We start from the raw sequence: 16,896 nt of genomic DNA on the forward strand, positions 1-16,896 counted from the left end.
GGGCCGGATATCCGAATTGAAGGCCTTCCGCAAGGCGGAAAATACTGGCCGCGCGGCCGACCGCTGTTCGCGGACCACGTACCTGACCTGCAGGGCGAACGAGAGCAGGCCCGAACTGCAGGGACGCAGATGGCGCTGGGCCTTCTCGTCGGCGTGCTCGCGGACGGTGATACCTGGCCGTCCTCGGTCCGCGTGTGGACGCACGGGGCCGGGACCACGCTGCGCAGCGTACGCGATGGGCCGAGCCACAGGGCATGCCGAATCGGACTGACCTGCAGGGCGTCCAGGACTGAGCCGACCTGCCGCGGCGTCCGAGGCGGGACGGCGCTGGGGTGTGTAGACGACTCGCCCGACCAGTGGGGCGCAGAAGGAAAGCGCACTGGGTTGAGCCGGGCTGCCGGGACGTGCAGGGTTGGACCGTGCGGTGGGGTGGGCCGGGACGACCCGCCGAGAGCATTCGGCTGAGCGAGATTCCGCCAACTATCGTCGACTCCATGGCTCGCGACATCCCCCTACAGGTCGCGGTGTGCGGACCGCGTGATTGCACAACCATCGAGGCCGAATGGGCCGCGGAGGTGGGGCGACTGCTCGCGACGGCCGGTGCCACTGTTCTGTGCGGCGGCGGTAGCGGCGTTATGGCGGCGGTCGCCGAGGGGGCCTCCGGCGCGGGCGGTCTCGTCATCGGCGTTCGCCCCGATACCGACCGGTCTGCTGCCTGTCGCGGTCTGTCCGCCGTCTTGTACACCGGTATGGGCGAGGCCCGAAACGCGATCCTCATTCACTCCGCTGACGCCGTCATCGTGATCGGCGGTTCCTGGGGCACCCTCTCCGAGCTCGCTTTCGCCCGCCACCGCGGCACCATTCCCGTCATCTCGCTCGGCGGTTGGCAAGTCCAGGACGCCACCGGAAATCCCATGCCCGCAGCCCAACTCGCCACCGGCCCCTCCGACGCCGTCCACCGCGCTCTCACCTAGGCCCGAAACCTTCAGCGCTTCGGCGCACCCGCGCCACTCGGCGGCCCCGGCGACATGGGGACCGTTCGCCGGAAGGTCTGGCGTGGGCCGCCTTCCGGGCCCGAGGCGGCGATTTCGGCCGGGATGAAGCCGAGGCTTTCATAGAATGCGCGGGCGGGGGTGGCGGCGGGATGACCGAGGCCGAAGGTGACTACTTCGATGGTGGCGGGGGCTCGGACGAATCTGTGCTGTGCCTCCGCTATCAAAGCACGGCCGACACCGCGGCCGCGTGCGTGTTCGGAGACGACGAGCCAGCGGATGTGGTAGATCGGGGCTCCGCGGATCCCGAACAGCAAGCCGCCGAGGACATTCGGTCCTGAGGATGCAATCAGGGCCGTGCCGCGCCGGATGTTGTTTTCCAAGGCCTCGTGGAAGCCGGGTGCGTCGACCATCGGGCCGAACCAGTGCTCGACCTGGGCCGCCAGTGACACAAAGGCCGGGATATCCTGTCGACGAGCGGGTCCGACGATCACTTAGAGTTCGGGTCTGGGCTTTCCATGGTCGCCAGCTTATCGAGCCGGATATTTCGGGGCTGAATTGAAATGATTATCCGAGCGCACGAGGGCTTCAGGCTGTCGGCGAAGACGTCTGGACTCGGGGAGGCATCGTCGCCGCAATATGCCATGGACCGGTGATCCTGCCCAAGATAATCGACTCCAAGACCGGCGATTCGGTTATCGAAGGGAAAACCGTGACCGGATTTACGATCGAGGGTGAGGTTGCCTTGAATGTCCTCGAGAAACTCACAGACGACAAGGTAGCCCCTGTCGTCGAAGCAGTGAGCAACGTCGAAGCAGACTACAGCTCTCCCATGCACCCATTCGACGACTACTCCATGACCGCCGGCCGGGTAATTACCGGAGCCAATCCGGCAAGTGCGCGTAGCGCTGCTGAATGGGTCGTGAAGGCCTTCGATAGCCTTCAGGAGGCATAGGGGGCGGTAGCGCGGAGAAATCCGGCGCGAGTTGCTGCACGCGAAATGCAGGCCGCGTTCCATCACAACCACCGATGGAGTTCGTGTTCGATGGTCGGCCAGACCCGACGATTCACACGATGTCCAAGGGCGAGACCCGACGAATGACCATCGGCGACTTTCTACTCGGCCGTCTGGCCGAGGCTGGGATCAGCCACCTCGTCGGTGTCCCAGGCGACTACAACCTGGAGTTGCTCCAATAACTCGAAGACCACGGCGCTATGAAATGGGTGGGCAACTGTGGCGAGTTGAACGCCTCCTATGCGGCGGACGGCTACGCGCGGCTGACACGAGGTTGACGCGGCTACGGACGATGGGAAGCGCGGCATGACATCGACATATCTGGGGAAGCGTATTATCCAGCGTGGCTGGATAACCTGGCCGACGACGTAACCGGAGAAGGCGCCGCGTGGGACGGCGCCATACAAGGTGCGGAGGCCGTCCATGAAGTCGTGGTCGCCGCCCGCGAAATATATGAGTTCCAAGACTTCCAGTACGCCGGCCCCTGCGGCGAGAACAGTTTTCTCGAGGACTACACCTAGGCTGTACGCGGCGTGCCGATTCATGTCATCGTCCTGGTCACCTTCAACGCCGCCGGAAAGGCCCAGCGCCTCGTGGTGAACCACCGTCCACGCAGCTCCGTGCTGCTGTTGTCCCGCTTGATGTTCGAGAGGTTCGCCGGCACACCCCTTGCCGAGCTTTGGGAAAACACACCGTGAGGAGCGAGCATGAGTGCGCCCTTGTACCTGATCACCGGGGCCGGTGGAGGCACCGGTGGCGTGAGTCGGCAGGTGATCGAGCAATTGCGGGAACGCGGGGATCGCGTTCGCGCGTTGGTGCACCGCGACGACGCCCGAGCCGAGCCGTTACGCGCACTCGGCGCTGAAGTCGTCGTCGGAGACTTGACCGACCCGCGCGATGTGGTCGATGCGATGACCGGTACCGATCGCATGTTCTTTTCGATGGGCGTCTCGCCGGACTACCTGCAGGCAACGGTTGTCGTCTGCGACGCCGCGTTGGAGTACGGCCACCTCGAGGTGGTTGTGAACATGTCCCAGATGACCGTTTCCCAAATGACGTTGACCAGTGTGGGAGAGTCTCGTCAACATCGGCTGCACTACCTCGCCGAGCACGTCTTGAACTGGTCGGGTGTGCCGGTCGTGCACATCAGGCCGACGGTGTTTCTGGACAATCCGATATTCACCGGACTTGCGGCACCATCGCTGCGAGAGCGAAACGTGTTGGCCCTGCCCTTCGGAACGGGCCGAACGTCACCGATAGCTACCAGCGACGTGGCCCGCACGGTTACGGCAGTGCTCCGAGATCCCACCCACCGCATCGGCGAGGTCTACGAATTGACCGGCCCAGCGCGTTTGGACATCGACGGCCTGGCCGCCGAGTACACCCTGGGACTTCACCGCCAGATCCGCGGCACCGACATTCCCCATGAAACCTGGGTCCAGCAGGTCCTCGAGCCCCAAGACCTGCCCACGCACGTCGAGCAGCACCTGACCACAATGGCACTGCTGCACCGCGCCGGACGCTACGACCGAGCCACCGACGACGTCGAGAAGATCACCGGACAGCCACCATCCACGGTTGGGCAGTACATAGCCGAACACTCGGTACTGTTCTCATAATGCAGGTGCGGCGTCGTGAAGATGCTCTGTGTGTCGGTGAGTTCGAACCATTCAGCGGCGCTTGCGTTGTTCCAGGACTTTCCCATGCGCGCGGCCGATGGTGAATACGCATGCGGGTTGACCGACATTCGTTGTGGCACTGCAGTTCAGCGTTGAGCAGGCGGGACTGGACGCGCAGCGACATGTCTCGCGGTTGTGAGCCGAGTAGTGTCTGCACGTGGACGTACTGGACGCGGGGCGTGTCGGGCACGTGAACGCCGTGCCGTCGCAGCGCAGCGATGACATCGGGATAGGTGATCGCTTTCGCCGCGGCGATCATGCGGCGGCCACCTTGCCGCCTTCACGTGCGGGCCGCAGCAGCTCGGAGAGCTGGTTGCGCTGGGCCGGTCAGCGGCGGGCCGCCACCACCACCGTCGAGGTACTCGTCGAGCGTTTCCCAGTTGCAGTGTTTCCTCCTGTATTTTGTTGTAGGTCAAGCATTTCGCGTAGCGACCACACAGCTATGCGGGTTCGCCGACGGGCTGCCGCTACTTCATCCGGGCGCAGCCGAGTGGGCGCAGCGTGGCCCCAGCCGATATGCCGGTAGGCGTCCGTCTGCCACCATGCTGGTGGCGGTGCGGCAGGTGACGCCGAGCACCTCGGCGACTCCGACGGGTGGTGCGCGGAAAGCGCCTGCCGACGTCAAGCGCGGGTGCTGGCCCTGGATTTCGAAAAGAGACAGTCGTGACCGCGCCGCAGACTGTCGAGCCGACCGAGCAGCGCCTCATCGCCATACTCGGACAACGGATCCGCGTCGACGTGCGCTGGGGCACCGGTGTGCCGCTGGCGCTGTGCAATGGCATCGGTGCTGGTCTGGAGGTGCTCGACCCGCTGATCGCCCACCTCGACCAGAGCACGACCGTGGTGCGGTTCGACGTTCCCGGTAGCGGCGGGTCAGCGACGGAATCACTTCCCCACCCATCGGATAGAACCTGCCCCCACCAGCCTGCGTCCGGCAACGTATGACACCGAAAACGCCCCGCGCCGAATACCCAGGTGGCAACGACGATATCGCCGCGCTCGGAGCACCCGCACTGGTCATGGGCGTCATTCTGATCGTCACCGGGTGCGCTGCGGTGCTGCCCATTCGGACTTGGCCACGCGACTACGGCGTGCTGTTGGTCATCCTCGAGGACGGCCAAGCCGAACTCGTCGAGCAGGCGGTGGCAACCTCGCCCGCATCATGGTGCAGGAATCAGTCGATATCGCGTTTACCAGCAAGACCCACGATCTCGTCGATCACGACACCACCCTGTGCTGCCACCAATTTCGGTGAGTCCCTGAGGCCAGCCCAGTCCACCCCACTGCCGCAGGCCTCGGCCCGAGGCCAAGTTGGCCACCGGGCTTGCGGCCCGACCGTTTGACGCAGCGACTTCAACGACGGCTTGCACAGCCCTCGCTACCCAGCGGCTCACCGACTCGGCAAGTCGCGCACAAGTCGGCTGCGAAATGAACACACTGTGCCACAACGAAATACGCCACACACGACGCCACACCGCCCGCCGTCACCAATTACAATTTCCTTCCCTTCCCGGCGGTATACGAGATTCGAGATACACATTCGTCTCATCTTGTCGTTCGAGCGCACCCCGAGCTATAATAGCATTTGTGGAAATTAGGAATATAAAAGGAGAGAACCATGACGAAGATTTCGGAAAAGGTGCAAGAGCTTAAAGACCATGCTGAGCACGCAGAGAAGGAGATAGCGGCGGCTCAGAAAGAAGCTGGGAAGAAAATGGATGCCGCTATCAACTCGGCCAAAGCGGAAGCAAAAGTCAGGCAGGATAATTTCAAGGCTAATGTCGTAGCGAGGAAGGCTGCGGCAGCTTCCGACTGGGAAACACTCCAGGCGGAACACAACAAGCGGGTCGAGAAAATCAAAAACACTATTGCGGCCAAGAAAGACGCTCACGACCTGAAGGTCGCAAATCGCCGAGCCGATGACGCTGAGGGCTATGCCTCGGCTTCGATCGACTATGCCTTGATGGCAATTGACGACGCCGAGATCGCCACTCTGGAAGCCATTGACGCTCGGGCTTATGCAGAATCGATGACCTAGTGTCCCGCGCCTGAAATGCATTGAAGAGGGAATCTCGGGGTAGCTGGTCGTATTGCCGTTAATGAAGGCCATGCCCGACTGCACGTCGCGGACGAACAGCTCGCGTTCGGCCTCGTCCCCGCTCCACAGATTTGCCCCGAGTCCGTAGGGGTGCCCGTTGGCCTCCCGCAATGCATCCTCCAAAGAGGAGACCGTCCACACCTGCGCCACCGGGCCGAAGACCTCCTCGTGGTACATCCGCATCTGCGGCGTGACGCCGGTCAGCATGTCCTCGAGCAACTCGCAGACGACAAGGTAGCCCTGTCGTCGAAGCAGTGAGCAACGTCGAAGCAGACTACAGCTCTCCCATGCACCCGTTCGACGACTACTCCATTAGTGCTGGCCGGGTAATTACTGGAGCGAATCCGGCAAGTGCGCGTAGCGCTGTTGAGCGGGTCGTGAAGGCCTTCGATTGCCTTCATCAGGCATAGGGGGCGGAAGTATCGCGGAGAAATCCGGCGCTGGTTTGCTTGCGCGGTTCAGCCTTGGATATAAGCGAGGTCGCCAGCGCGAAACCCTTGAGCGCCTGCCGACGTCAGGCCGGGGTGGTGGCCATTTCCCAGGCTTGGACCGGGTCGCGGGAGTACCAGTGGCCGGTCCATTCCCGCCCACACGCCAGCGCCGCGTGGAACTGGCCGTCGTCGGGTAACGCGGGAGTGTAGGCGGCCACGACACCGGGTCGGTCGCTGTGGAAGCCGCGGGCGCGTTCGACCGCGCGAGCCGAGCACCCGGCGTGGTAGGCGCATTGGGTGATCAGGTATTCGTCAGCGGTGCGGTGGTCCGGGTCGCCGGTGCGGTCGAGGGGGTAGTGCATCTGATACTCCATCCGCGCCAGTGCTTCGCTGGAGTGCTCGAACAACCACGCGATAACAACCACGCGATCCACGCCGGGACGAGAGGTTGCGCGGCGAGTGCCTGGGCGGCGAACCCTCTGTGCGCGCCGTCGGGATCACGCCGTGCCGTGACGGTGACGAGAGCGAACGCGGCGGAGTCGATGCGGTCGTCCTGGCGATGCCTACCTCCCATAGCTCATGGCTGTAAGGCGGCGCGCGGGTGCGGACGGTGCTTCGGGTCGGCGTGTCCGGCTGTTCTGCAAAGGCATCTGCAAGCGCACAACATCGGGCCAAGAGCAACACTGTCAACAACACGCTGGCGATACCTGCCCGGCACCACGTCGGCCGAGTTGCCGACACCGTTGACCCGTGAGGTTGTCGCCCAAATCAGCGCCTCCCGGCGCCGCCGGAGCCTGGAGCGGGGTTGCTCACCCCGTTCGCGTTGAAATCGTGGCACCGGGCTGGTGCGGACAGCGGTAGCGTAATGGTCAGCGTGCGGTCGTTTCGACCGAAGCGGCGAGGACAGCAGACGCCAATCGCGGTGGTAGCTACGCGATGGCGCGAGTTCACCTCGACCGGTATCCGTGAACAGCAATTACTGGCTTGTGAGAAAGACCCGCACTCATGACCGGTCACATCACCGACCGCGAGGTCGAATCCCACCGCGCATCCCACCCCGATCCCGGGGATGAATTCTTCGCCCTGTTCCTGGACCCGACACGGACCTACAGTTGCGCGCTCTGGACCCATCCTGACGACACACTCGAACAAGCTCAACTCGCCAAGATCGACCTGGCTCTGAGAAAGTGCGACTTGAGGCCCGGGATGACCCTGCTCGATATCGGATGCGGCTGGGGATCGCTCATCCTGCGCGCCATGGACACCCGTGAGGTGAACACGATCGGGTTGACCCTCAGCCGCAGTCAATTCCGATACGTGCGCGACCAGCTCATCGACCGGCTCGTGCGGGGCCAACCCTGCGGCCGGGTGTGGCCGCAGGGTTGGGAAGACTTCGACGGCCACGCCGACCGCATCGTGTGCATCGACGCCTTCGAACACTTCCACCAAGACCGCTACGCCGACTTCTTCGACTTCGCCTACCGCACCATGCCCGCCGACGGAGTGCTGCTGTTGCAGACCATCGTCGGCTACCACCGTGACGCGCTGCATGCCAACGGAATGCAGCACACCAGCGTCGACGACGCGTTCATGCGGTTCCTCACCGACACGATCTTCACCGGAGCCCCGCTGCCGCCCCCGACCGGCCGCGACCCCAAAGGCGTCACCGCCTACGCCGAAGACGCCGGATTCACCGTCAAAGCCATCCAGGCACTCGGACCGCACTACGCCACCACCCTCGACCACTGGACCGACGCCCTGCACGAGCACCGCGACCGCGCCATCGAACTGGCCGGGCCCGAGGTCTACAACACCTACATCCGGTATCTGACCGGCTGCGCCGACTACGCCCGCCGCGGCCACATCGACGTCATGCAATTCACCTGCACCAAACCCGGCGCACCGCATTGAACCGGACCGACCAAACGTTCAAAGCGTACCGGCCGGAATCGGGCGCGCATGCGGCGTCGAGTATGAGTGTCAGGTAGCCAGTACCGATCGCGATTGTCACGATTTGTCCAAGATCATCCGGGCGGGTGCGGGCGCCCAGTTAGGCTCGAGTGCCAGCGTTTTCGTATTCGACGACACCCTCCTGGAGGGCACGATGGCGAAGCGGTTCGACATGGCGGTGGGCGAGGCCGGGCGCATCCACAAGACCAGCAAGCAAGAGCACGAGAAGATCCGCGCTGCCACGCCGCAGTTGGGCTGGGCATTCGTCGCCGCCTACGAGGACGACGTCCACACCGGATGGCACACCATCATCGAGACGGTCGAGGACGCCGGGTGGGCCGCTGTGATCGACGCGTACAAATACAAGACTGGGCTCGACGTCGTGGCGATCGGCGTGCCCGACGACTACCCGTTCCCGGACTTGTTGGCCCACGACCCCTGGGTCCTGCCCGCCGCCGACTAGCACTGACCCGTTTTCCCAGCATTCGATACAGCGCGGCCAGCGGCAGGGCAAACCCCGGCCCGCCTGGTCGAGGCGGCCCGGCGGCGGTCTGCACACCACGATCGGAAACCACAAACTCATCGGCCATCACACAACTGCTGTGTCCGCGGATCTTGGAGAAGCCGAGCACATCGGCGTCCACGGTGTAGCAGCCGATCTTCCGTCGACGCTGTGGCGCTCGGAATCCGCCGTGACGAGATTCGCCGACGCGTCGAAGAACTCGTGGCGAACTGCGGCCTGAATGGTGACGTACGCGTGTTGGCCGCTGCCGGACGTCATTCGCGGCGTGTCTGCCGAGGGTGGTTCGCGGCGATGACTTATGTTGTCGCGGTGCCGTTTCCGGGTGTGCTCACCGATGTCTGGTCGGTTCATTTCGTACCTGCCGAGGTTCCCGATCCAAAGTGCCTGGCTGTGGTGAGTGCCGATGTCGGTGATCTCGGTGGCGTGTGGGCGGAGGATGTTCCCGCCGGCACACCGTTCCTGATTTCGCCCCGGTTCGAGTACGACCTCGCACTGAACGAATTCTTCCAATCGCCGGGGATGTTGGAGGCGGCATACAACCCGCGGCGGCCGACGGTCCTTCAGCCCCATCAGGACGGCAGCCGGACGATCTGCGTGCGGCCGGCGCGGCACTTTTCGAGCAATCTGAGCCGGTTCCCCCGGACGTTGGCACACTCTAGGCACATCAATGACCAGCACACGCGATGAAAATGGCTACTGATGTGCAAATATAGGTGTTACTGGCGGATACCGAATAGCAAGCCGCCGAGGACATTCGGTCCTGAGGATGCGATCAGGGCCGTGCCGCGCCGGATGTTGTTTTCCAAGGCCTCGTGGAAGCCGGGTGCGTCGACCATCGGGCCGAACCAGTGCTCGACCTGGGCCGCCAGTGACACAAAGGCTGGGATGTCCTGTCGACGAGCGGGTCCGACTATCACTTGGTCAGTGTCGCAGGGGCGTGACGCGATGTGGTTACCCTGGCGGAATAGTGCTTCGCCTCGGGAACAGGAGTCGCCGTGTCGGTTCCGGGTAATGAGCAATCACAGCACGCCGCTTCGGAGGGGCCGTGGGGGCGGGTGATCTCGGCGCTGGCGGCGGTTGTCGCGGTGGTCGGGATCGGTATCTGGGTGGGGTTCTTCGTCGATTACGCCCATGAGCGCGAAGCGGCCGATGCGCAGGGCCGCACCCTTACCCAGCGTGATCGCGCGATCGGCGACATGCGGGCGGCGGATGTCGATCGCGAGACCGCGCGGAAGTCGGCGTGTGACTACATCACGGAGTTCACCACCTACGATTTCACCGATCTGGACGGGTTCTTCGCCGCCGCCCGCAATGGTTCGACCGGTGCCTGGTTGCGGCAGATCACCGAGGTCGAAGCCCCGATGCGCGAGGCGATGACGCAGGCGCAAGTGCACAGTTCCTCCACTGGAACGCGTTGTGGGCTGGAAACATTGGATCCCGGTAGGGCTTCGGTGGTGGCGGTGGTCGGTCGCGCGGTGCGCAATATCGCCACCCCGCAACCCCAGATTTCGCAGCTGTCCATCGTGATCGACCTGACGAAGCAGCCCGATGGGCGCTGGCTGGTCGACACGATGGACGCACCCGGACTGCTCGCGCCCCGCTAGCGGATACCGTCGAACTCAGCGCCCGTTCCCACGACGAATCCGCAGGATCAGGACCGAAATCGGCGCTGAGTCCATGGACCCTAACGGCCGTTCGCGCGCGACAGGTTCCACCCCTGCCACGTATCGTCGTCGAGATCGAGGCGGATCGCGGAGAGCACTTCGCGACGCTGCGGTTCGGGAAGCCGCTCTACGGCGGGGACGATATCGGGTGAGAGCCTGCCGAGGTAGAGCGTGTCGAGGTTCTTGCCGTGTTCCCAGCGGTCGATATTCCGTTCCGCGACAAGACCTTCCGGGTTGAGCACGGCCAGTGCGAACAGTGTCGCCATGGCGGTGCCGATGGCGGCGCGCGGCAGCCAGGTGCCGTCCAAGCGAAGGACGGCGGCGATCATCAACAGGTACACCAGCCCCAGCCAGAGTTCGCATACCTCGACCAGCAGGCGCATGACCGTGAAGCCGTAGGCCTGCTGGTAGGTCCACATGCGGCCGAGGGCGGAGGCCACGATGATCAGCGTCAGCACGCTGATCGCGCACAGCAAGACCCGCAGCCAGGCCCCGTCGGCGGCGGATTCCCTTGCAGCCCAACGCAATACGACGGCGATTACGGCGAGGGTGAGGATGGTGACGATCGAAAGCTGCCAGAATCCGCTGCGCGCGTATTCGGCGTAGGTCAGATTCGCGGTGCGCTGGACGTAGTCGTCACCGCCGAACAGCGCGACGAACTGGGCGGCGACGAAGATCGCGAACAGGATGGTCAGCGCGCCCACCGGCAGTGCCCACTCCAACCGTCGCAGGCCTCGGTCCGACGGTGCACCCGTCGCCGCGGCTCGCGGACCGGCAAGCAGATACATGGCCCCGACGCTGCCCAGACCGAGCACCGCGAACAGCACGATCCACTGCACAACCGATGGCGCGTCGATCTCCGGCGTCACCGCGTCGAGCAGTTTCGCGAATGTCGCATCGGCGCCGCCCAGCAACGGGACGAAAACCGCCAACAACGCCAACGTCACGGCAACCGACATCCCGGCTCGCCACGACCGGCGCGCCGGACCGTCGCCGATCCGCCCGAACGCCGAATACACCCACGGAATACCCGCGATCGACTCGATCGGCACCGCGATCACGTCGTACCACGCGCCATACACCGAACGCCGCCCGACAACAGCCAACGACCCGGCCACCCCAGCCCCGACGACACACAGCGCGAACAGCCACCCGGCCGCCCGCACCGCCCCGACTGCCAGCAGCGCCAACGCCAGGGTCGTCCACCACACCCGCCCCCAATTCACAGCGCGGACACCGAACCCCGATCCAGCCGGATCAGCTTCCGCACCACGGTCTTCCACAGTCGTCAGGTCGCCGGTTCCGACCAGATCCGAGCTCCCCAATTCGGGCGCGGTCGCTTTCGAGGCGGGCGATTCCGGCAAGTTCGGTATCGACGCAGCATCGACACCCACCGAACCGCCGCTGTTCCCGTCAGAACGATCGGACTGCGCGCCTGCATCTTCGAGTAATGTCCGACCACCGGGTATCTCGGGAACCACGGGGTCGCGCCTCGTCTCCTCGGACGCGGCCGAATGCTGTGCCGAGACGGCCGCTTCTGCCGTACGACGAGCGCGGCGGTCCACCATGAATACCGCGGCCGCTGCCACCGAACCGGCGAGTACCCAACCGATTCCGGGCCGGTCCAATGGGATGAACACCGCGCCAGCGAGACCTGCCATGCCCGCTGCGGGCAATACGCCTGGCGGGCAGGCGACGCGCCGCCATCTCGGCGCTGGTCCAGGCCAGGGTCGCGGCGCGGGCAACGCGGAGCTCGACGGCGCAACCGGCGGCATCACGGGCGGTAGCGCACTCGATGACGGATTCATCGGCACACTCGACGGGCTCGACCACACACTCGGCGAGGTCGGCGGCGCAATCGACGCTGTTGCTGATGACGTGTCCGCCGTACCACTCGACGGCACTCCCCGATCCGCCGTCGACGTGCCAGTGGGTTCGCCCGACTGCACCACACCCTCGCTTACCGAATCCGATGCGTCCGACGCCCGTTCAGCGGACGAGGCAGCCGGCGCCTCGACTGTCTCCGCAACCGAATCACCGCCGGACTCGACTGAGGTCGGCGCATCACCCACGGATTCGGAGGTGGACAGGTTGTCGGGCTCGGACGGTGTCCCCGCTTCGGCCGAAGAATCGGCAGCGTTCGCTGCGTCGGACTCGGCCTGCACCTTCGGCGCCGATATCGGTGTGGGTGACATGGGTGATTCAGGTTGCGATGGGTGGGATTGGTCTGGCATGAGGTGCCTTCCTACGGGTGTGCGAGATCGTCCCGGGGCCTCGTGGTCCGGGTTGCAGAACGTTGGGATGCGTTACGGGGCGGGAAGTACTACACGGATCCGGGAGCCCGGATCGGCGACGGCTATGGTGCCGCCGTGTAGATCGACTATCCAGCGGGAGATGGCTAGGCCCAGGCCGGTACCGCCGCCATCGGTACGCCCGCCGCGGGTGAAGCGGTCGAAGATGGTGGCGCGCTCGGCGATCGGGATGCCAGGGCCTTGGTCTTGAACGTCGATAACGAGACCACCGCGGTCGGCGCGGGCCTCGATGCGGACTTCCCCGCCCACAGGTCCGTGGCGGGCGGCGTTGTCGAGCAGGTTGAGCAGCACCTGATGCAAACGTGCACGGTCTGCGAAAACGCTTGCGCTGCTTGGCTGCACGTCGGTGCGGAAACGCACGCCGCGCCCGAGCGCCGCCGCGGCCACCTCGGCCTCGGCGATGACCCCGGCCAACAGCGGTGTGACGCTGAGTTCTTCGCGGTCGAGGGCGCGGGCGCCGGATTCGATGGTGGACAGGTCGAGCAGTTCGGAGACGAGTCGGCCGAGCCGTTCGGTTTGCGCGAGTGCGGTGCGCAGGGTTTTGTCGTCGGGTTCGGATACGCCGTCGACCATGTTCTCCAGCACCGCATTGAGCGCGGTGATCGGGGTGCGCAGTTCGTGGGAGACGTTGGCGATCAGGTCGCGGCGCTGTTGATCGGCGGCGGCCAAGTCGGCGGCCATCTGATTGAACGCCACCGCCAGTTGGCCTACCTCGTCGCGGGAGCTGGCCCGCACCCGGCGGGTGTAGTCGCCCTGCGCCATCCGCTTGGCCGCCGCGGTCATCTCGCGCAGCGGCCGAGTGGTGCCGTGCGCGAGGATCTGCGAGGTGATCAGTGCGATCACCGTCGCCGCGATCGTCGTCTTCGGCGGCAGCCAGCCGATCCGCAGCCGGAAGAACCCGAACGCCACCCCGGCCGACCCGAGCATCAGAATCGCGAACTTCAGCTTGATCGATTTCACCGGATCCAACGGTCGCGGCACCACTTCCGCTACCGCGTCCGATATGCCACGCAGCTGCCGCGAAACAGTTGCGCGCCTCTGCGTACCCGCGCGTACGACATCCTCGGTGGCGTGGTCGCTCATCGCGCGTCCAACGCGTAGCCGACACCGTGCACCGTGCGGATCACGTCAGCGCCGAGCTTGCGGCGCAACGCCTTGATATGGCTGTCGACCGCCCGGGTGCCCGCGGCGTCGGCCCAGTCCCACACCTCTTCGAGCAATCGCTCCCGGGCCAGCACCACGCGGGGACGGCGCGCGAGGCGAGCCAGCAGGTCGAATTCGAGCGGAGTGAGTTGCGCTTCGATATCGGCGCGCCAGACACGACGCTGGTCCACATCGATGCGTAGGTCACCGACGATGATGGTGGCGCCGTCACGCTCGGCGACGCGATCCACCCGGCGCAGCAGGGCGTGCACGCGAGCGGTGAGAACACGAAGCGAGAACGGCTTGGTCAAGTAGTCGTCCGCGCCGACACCGAGGCCGATGAGCTGATCGGTTTCATCGGTACGCGCGGTGAGCATGAGAACCGGGATCGGGCGCGCGGCCTGGATGCGGCGGCACACCTCGAGACCGTCGAAACCGGGCAGCATCACATCCAGCACGACCAGATCGGGCACCACTGCCTCGGCCGTCGCGACCGCTCCCGGACCGTCATGCGCCAGATCGACGGTGAAACCCTCGGCTCGCAGGCGCACCGCCACCGATTCGGCGATGGTCACCTCGTCGTCGACCACCAGAATCCGTCGCGCCGCCTGCCCGTTGCCCGCCGCGTGCTGTTCCATGAACCGAAACCCTAGCCACCCGCTGTGGAGAGAACCCGCGTCAATTGTGGAGATTCCGTGTGCACCGCAGGCGCGCTCGAGCAGGACAACACAACCGGCGACATCAAACTGTTTCCCACCTGCAACGAAAGCGAACACGAGAAGCTGCGACCACGGCGGACAGTTAGCGACATGGTTGCCATGGGCCGGATCGGGATACGCGTGCTGGTGGCCGCGGTTATCGCGGTCATCGCCCCCTCGGGGCTCCCCGGTGACGCGACGGCCGCACAGATGGCGACACTAGGCGGCGGCTCGGGCATCCTGATCGAGGGCAGAGCGGTATGCACCGTCACGACGGTCGGCTATGACAGAGCCGGCCGGATGGTCGGACTCACCGCCGGACACTGCGCCGACATCGGTATGTCCGTCCAGGCCGAGACACAGCAGGTGGGCATCATCGGCACCGTCGCCGCGGTCGGGCACAGCAACGACTACGCCGTCATCGAATTCGACCGCACCAAGGTCACGCCGGTCCGCCAAGTGGCTCAGACCTTCATCGGCGGCATCGGCGCACCGCCGCAACCGGGCGATATCGTCTGCAAGAACGGCCGGACCTCCGGCTTCGACTGTGGCGTGGTGTGGGATACGCACGAGTGGTGGTTCCGGAGCCAGCTCTGCTCCAGGCCGGGCGATTCGGGCGGGCCGGTCACCCTCGGCGACCGCCTGATCGGGATGAATATCGGGCACATCGGGATCGTGGTGGCCGGCGTGACCGTCTTCGACGTCGCCTGCGGCGCCGCGCCGGCGGTGCACGATCCGGCCGTCGCGATCGACATCGGCGTAATCCTGGATGAGATGAATCAGTCGGACGCCGTCGGTACCGGATTCCGGCCACTGTGAGCTCATGGCTCCAATTCCGGGCTACCCGTTCGTGCACTCGATGCCGAAATGCGCCGACTGTCGAGCAGATACGGCCTCACCCTCATCGACTTCGAACCCGTCGCCGCCACTACACATCCACGCGTATGGGCTGTGGACTGGCCTCGGCCACACGCTGGCCCCTGCCGACGCCGTCGCCCTCGCTGCTCCAGGCTCCGCGCGACCCACTCGCTCGAAGGCGTTATCCGCTCAGCTGGGTGAGCAGGAACTCGCGAGCAACGCCGGCCGCTCGTTCGAACTGCTCCTCGTAGACGGCGAAGTGCGGACCTGGAATCAGCGCCAGTTGTTTGGGTTCCAGGGCCTCGGCGTAGCTCTGCAGGGCGATATCGCTAGGCGTCAGAGTGTCTTGATCGGCGATCACCATCAGCAGTGGCGTTGGAGAGACGCGCCGCAGGAAAGCTTCCGGGGCGTAGGACTGGAACTTGTCGACGCTGGAGAGGGTGACCTCGTTGCGCCAGGTGGGGATCTGCGGGCCGTTGGCCATCAACCAGTTGTAGACCTCGATACCAGGCATGGCGACCAGTTCGGTGGGATCGTCGGAGGCCGCCTTGATCATCTGATGCGGTTTGCCCGAGGCGCGGGCTTGCCGGTCGGCGGCAATGGCCGCATGGACCGCGGGCAGCATGATGGAGGGGACCAGACTGCGGAAGTTGGCCCAGCCGTTGGTGAGTGGCACTTGCGACACGACCGCGCGCACGCGTCGATCGGTCGCCGCGACGACCAACACGTGGCCGCCGGCGAAACTGGTTCCCCAGATGCCGATGCGTTCCGGATCGATGCCCTCCAGGGATTGCGCGAAGGTGATCGCATCGCGATAGCCCTCGATCTGAGCGACGGGGTCGACCTCGTAACGCGGTTCGCCATCGGATGTCCCGAATCCAGGGTGGTCGTACACCAGACAAGCCAGGCCCGCTTTGCTGAACACTTCCGCGAACGGGGCAACCCATTCCTTGACGCCCGCGAAGCCGTGTGTCATCACCACCAGCGGGACCGGTCCCGACGCCGCCTCCGGCCTGAAGAGCCAGCCCCGCAATGTCACTGCGCCGCTGGTGAATTCGATATCGACCCGCATCCGATGCCCTCCATTACTTCCGTCCTGTAACGAAGGTACGGCGCGGGTGGCGCGATGTCGAAGTCCGTGCGCCCCAGCAGATCAGGTCCACAGCACCGCGATGAATACGTTGACGATCGCCAAACCACCGGACGCGTGCGTCATCCACGGCACCGGCTTCCCCTTCTTGGCATCCGCACGACCGATCTCGGCGAATGCAGCAACCAGCACCGAGATGACCAATTTGGTGCCGATCTTCGCCATATTCGGATCCTTGCCGAGCGAATCGATCGAATCGGCCATACCGACCAGGATCAGACCGGTGACGAGCTGTGCCCGCGCACCCCACACCATCAGCTCGGATACGCCCGGCTGCCCGGCGACATACCCGCCGACAACCGCCGCCATACCCAGCAGATGGGCGACGACGACGATGTTGTACACGACCTCCACGTCGCAAACTCCCTCAATCACGGTGACCG

General features: G+C 65.0%; 18 protein-coding genes and 3 pseudogenes. 12 read left to right on the forward strand and 9 right to left on the reverse strand.

Features of this window, described 5'->3' with window-relative positions; all coding sequences use genetic code 11:
* The first annotated feature begins 494 nt into the window (after positions 1 to 494).
* Positions 495 to 974 (forward strand): LOG family protein, encoded by a 480-nt coding sequence (locus tag ACFYOW_RS31070; protein ID WP_387293629.1) that lies wholly within the window; start codon positions 495 to 497, stop codon positions 972 to 974.
* An 11-nt stretch (positions 975 to 985) separates the two neighbouring features.
* On the opposite strand, the gene ACFYOW_RS31075 is transcribed toward ACFYOW_RS31070, so the two are convergent.
* Complete coding sequence (locus tag ACFYOW_RS31075) at positions 986 to 1,444, reverse strand: GNAT family N-acetyltransferase (protein ID WP_387293630.1); 459 nt, start codon at positions 1,442 to 1,444, stop codon at positions 986 to 988.
* A gap of 200 nt (positions 1,445 to 1,644) precedes the next feature.
* Between ACFYOW_RS31075 and ACFYOW_RS31080 the strand changes: the two genes are divergently transcribed.
* From ACFYOW_RS31080 to ACFYOW_RS31105, 6 genes and pseudogenes are all read left to right on the forward strand, one after another.
* Positions 1,645 to 1,947, forward strand: a complete 303-nt coding sequence (locus tag ACFYOW_RS31080) for a hypothetical protein (protein WP_387293631.1) — start codon at positions 1,645 to 1,647, stop codon at positions 1,945 to 1,947.
* A 119-nt stretch (positions 1,948 to 2,066) separates the two neighbouring features.
* Positions 2,067 to 2,273 (forward strand): annotated as a pseudogene (locus ACFYOW_RS31085) (thiamine pyrophosphate-binding protein); the annotation flags it as partial.
* A gap of 267 nt (positions 2,274 to 2,540) precedes the next feature.
* Entirely contained in the window at positions 2,541 to 2,705 is a 165-nt protein-coding gene (locus ACFYOW_RS31090; protein WP_387293632.1) for a hypothetical protein, read from the forward strand.
* 9 nt (positions 2,706 to 2,714) lie between these two features.
* A complete protein-coding gene (locus ACFYOW_RS31095; protein ID WP_387293633.1) occupies positions 2,715 to 3,626 on the forward strand; it encodes an NAD(P)H-binding protein in 912 nt (303 codons plus the stop codon).
* Positions 3,627 to 4,349: 723 nt separating this feature from the next.
* Positions 4,350 to 4,583: pseudogene (locus ACFYOW_RS31100) on the forward strand (alpha/beta fold hydrolase); the annotation flags it as partial.
* A 721-nt stretch (positions 4,584 to 5,304) separates the two neighbouring features.
* Positions 5,305 to 5,724, forward strand: a complete 420-nt coding sequence (locus ACFYOW_RS31105; RefSeq protein WP_387293823.1) for a hypothetical protein — start codon at positions 5,305 to 5,307, stop codon at positions 5,722 to 5,724.
* Between the two features lie 90 nt (positions 5,725 to 5,814).
* Here the strand turns inward: ACFYOW_RS31105 and ACFYOW_RS31110 are convergent.
* Positions 5,815 to 5,991: pseudogene (locus tag ACFYOW_RS31110) on the reverse strand (aldehyde dehydrogenase family protein); the annotation flags it as partial.
* 307 nt (positions 5,992 to 6,298) lie between these two features.
* Entirely contained in the window at positions 6,299 to 6,649 is a 351-nt protein-coding gene (locus tag ACFYOW_RS31115; protein ID WP_387293634.1) for a hypothetical protein, read from the reverse strand.
* Positions 6,650 to 7,220: 571 nt separating this feature from the next.
* On the opposite strand from ACFYOW_RS31115, the gene ACFYOW_RS31120 reads away from it, so the two are divergent.
* From ACFYOW_RS31120 to ACFYOW_RS31130, 3 genes are all read left to right on the forward strand, one after another.
* Positions 7,221 to 8,126, forward strand: a complete 906-nt coding sequence (locus ACFYOW_RS31120; protein ID WP_387293635.1) for a class I SAM-dependent methyltransferase — start codon at positions 7,221 to 7,223, stop codon at positions 8,124 to 8,126.
* Positions 8,127 to 8,229: 103 nt separating this feature from the next.
* Positions 8,230 to 8,628 (forward strand): hypothetical protein, encoded by a 399-nt coding sequence (locus ACFYOW_RS31125; RefSeq protein ID WP_387293636.1) that lies wholly within the window; start codon positions 8,230 to 8,232, stop codon positions 8,626 to 8,628.
* Between the two features lie 351 nt (positions 8,629 to 8,979).
* Positions 8,980 to 9,375 carry a hypothetical protein gene (locus tag ACFYOW_RS31130; protein WP_387293637.1) on the forward strand — a complete coding sequence of 132 codons (396 nt, stop codon included), beginning with the start codon at positions 8,980 to 8,982 and terminating at the stop codon, positions 9,373 to 9,375.
* Between the two features lie 29 nt (positions 9,376 to 9,404).
* On the opposite strand, the gene ACFYOW_RS31135 is transcribed toward ACFYOW_RS31130, so the two are convergent.
* Positions 9,405 to 9,563 (reverse strand): hypothetical protein, encoded by a 159-nt coding sequence (locus ACFYOW_RS31135; protein WP_387293638.1) that lies wholly within the window; start codon positions 9,561 to 9,563, stop codon positions 9,405 to 9,407.
* Between the two features lie 120 nt (positions 9,564 to 9,683).
* Here ACFYOW_RS31135 and ACFYOW_RS31140 point away from each other — a divergent pair, with 120 nt between their 5' ends.
* On the forward strand, positions 9,684 to 10,292 hold the full coding sequence (locus tag ACFYOW_RS31140; protein ID WP_387293639.1) for a hypothetical protein: 609 nt from the start codon (positions 9,684 to 9,686) through the stop codon (positions 10,290 to 10,292).
* Positions 10,293 to 10,372: 80 nt separating this feature from the next.
* On the opposite strand, the gene ACFYOW_RS31145 is transcribed toward ACFYOW_RS31140, so the two are convergent.
* From ACFYOW_RS31145 to ACFYOW_RS31155, 3 genes are all read right to left on the reverse strand, one after another.
* Positions 10,373 to 12,013, reverse strand: coding sequence for a DUF4153 domain-containing protein (locus ACFYOW_RS31145; RefSeq protein WP_387293640.1), 1,641 nt, complete (start codon positions 12,011 to 12,013; stop codon positions 10,373 to 10,375).
* A gap of 645 nt (positions 12,014 to 12,658) precedes the next feature.
* Positions 12,659 to 13,591, reverse strand: coding sequence for an ATP-binding protein (locus ACFYOW_RS31150; protein WP_387293813.1), 933 nt, complete (start codon positions 13,589 to 13,591; stop codon positions 12,659 to 12,661).
* Positions 13,592 to 13,743: 152 nt separating this feature from the next.
* Positions 13,744 to 14,445 carry a response regulator transcription factor gene (locus tag ACFYOW_RS31155; protein ID WP_357477356.1) on the reverse strand — a complete coding sequence of 234 codons (702 nt, stop codon included), beginning with the start codon at positions 14,443 to 14,445 and terminating at the stop codon, positions 13,744 to 13,746.
* Positions 14,446 to 14,502: 57 nt separating this feature from the next.
* On the opposite strand from ACFYOW_RS31155, the gene ACFYOW_RS31160 reads away from it, so the two are divergent.
* The gene (locus ACFYOW_RS31160) at positions 14,503 to 15,324 is read left to right on the forward strand and encodes a S1 family peptidase (protein ID WP_387293641.1); all 822 of its coding nucleotides are present in this window, start codon (positions 14,503 to 14,505) and stop codon (positions 15,322 to 15,324) included.
* 220 nt (positions 15,325 to 15,544) lie between these two features.
* Here ACFYOW_RS31160 and ACFYOW_RS31165 read toward each other — a convergent pair whose 3' ends face one another.
* Both ACFYOW_RS31165 and ACFYOW_RS31170 read right to left on the reverse strand, forming a co-directional pair.
* Positions 15,545 to 16,435: an alpha/beta hydrolase gene (locus tag ACFYOW_RS31165; protein WP_387293642.1), complete on the reverse strand. Its 891-nt coding sequence runs from the start codon at positions 16,433 to 16,435 to the stop codon at positions 15,545 to 15,547.
* An 81-nt stretch (positions 16,436 to 16,516) separates the two neighbouring features.
* Positions 16,517 to 16,867, reverse strand: coding sequence for a hypothetical protein (locus ACFYOW_RS31170; RefSeq protein WP_387293643.1), 351 nt, complete (start codon positions 16,865 to 16,867; stop codon positions 16,517 to 16,519).
* Positions 16,868 to 16,896 lie beyond the last annotated feature (29 nt).

The organism is Nocardia sp. NPDC006982 (assembly GCF_042869435.1).
Taxonomy (GTDB): domain Bacteria; phylum Actinomycetota; class Actinomycetes; order Mycobacteriales; family Mycobacteriaceae; genus Nocardia.

Excerpts from the sequence above, each read along its gene's own strand:
- ACFYOW_RS31070 (WP_387293629.1), top strand. The coding sequence starts at position 495 with ATGGCTCGCGACATCCCCCTACAGGTCGCGGTGTGCGGACCGCGTGAT.
- ACFYOW_RS31095 (WP_387293633.1), top strand. The coding sequence starts at position 2,715 with ATGAGTGCGCCCTTGTACCTGATCACCGGGGCCGGTGGAGGCACCGGT.
- ACFYOW_RS31105 (WP_387293823.1), top strand. The coding sequence starts at position 5,305 with ATGACGAAGATTTCGGAAAAGGTGCAAGAGCTTAAAGACCATGCTGAG.
- ACFYOW_RS31120 (WP_387293635.1), top strand. The coding sequence starts at position 7,221 with ATGACCGGTCACATCACCGACCGCGAGGTCGAATCCCACCGCGCATCC.
- ACFYOW_RS31130 (WP_387293637.1), top strand. The coding sequence starts at position 8,980 with ATGACTTATGTTGTCGCGGTGCCGTTTCCGGGTGTGCTCACCGATGTC.
- ACFYOW_RS31145 (WP_387293640.1), bottom strand. The coding sequence starts at position 12,013 with ATGGCAGGTCTCGCTGGCGCGGTGTTCATCCCATTGGACCGGCCCGGA.
- ACFYOW_RS31150 (WP_387293813.1), bottom strand. The coding sequence starts at position 13,591 with ATGCTCGGGTCGGCCGGGGTGGCGTTCGGGTTCTTCCGGCTGCGGATC.
- ACFYOW_RS31155 (WP_357477356.1), bottom strand. The coding sequence starts at position 14,445 with ATGGAACAGCACGCGGCGGGCAACGGGCAGGCGGCGCGACGGATTCTG.
- ACFYOW_RS31165 (WP_387293642.1), bottom strand. The coding sequence starts at position 16,435 with ATGCGGGTCGATATCGAATTCACCAGCGGCGCAGTGACATTGCGGGGC.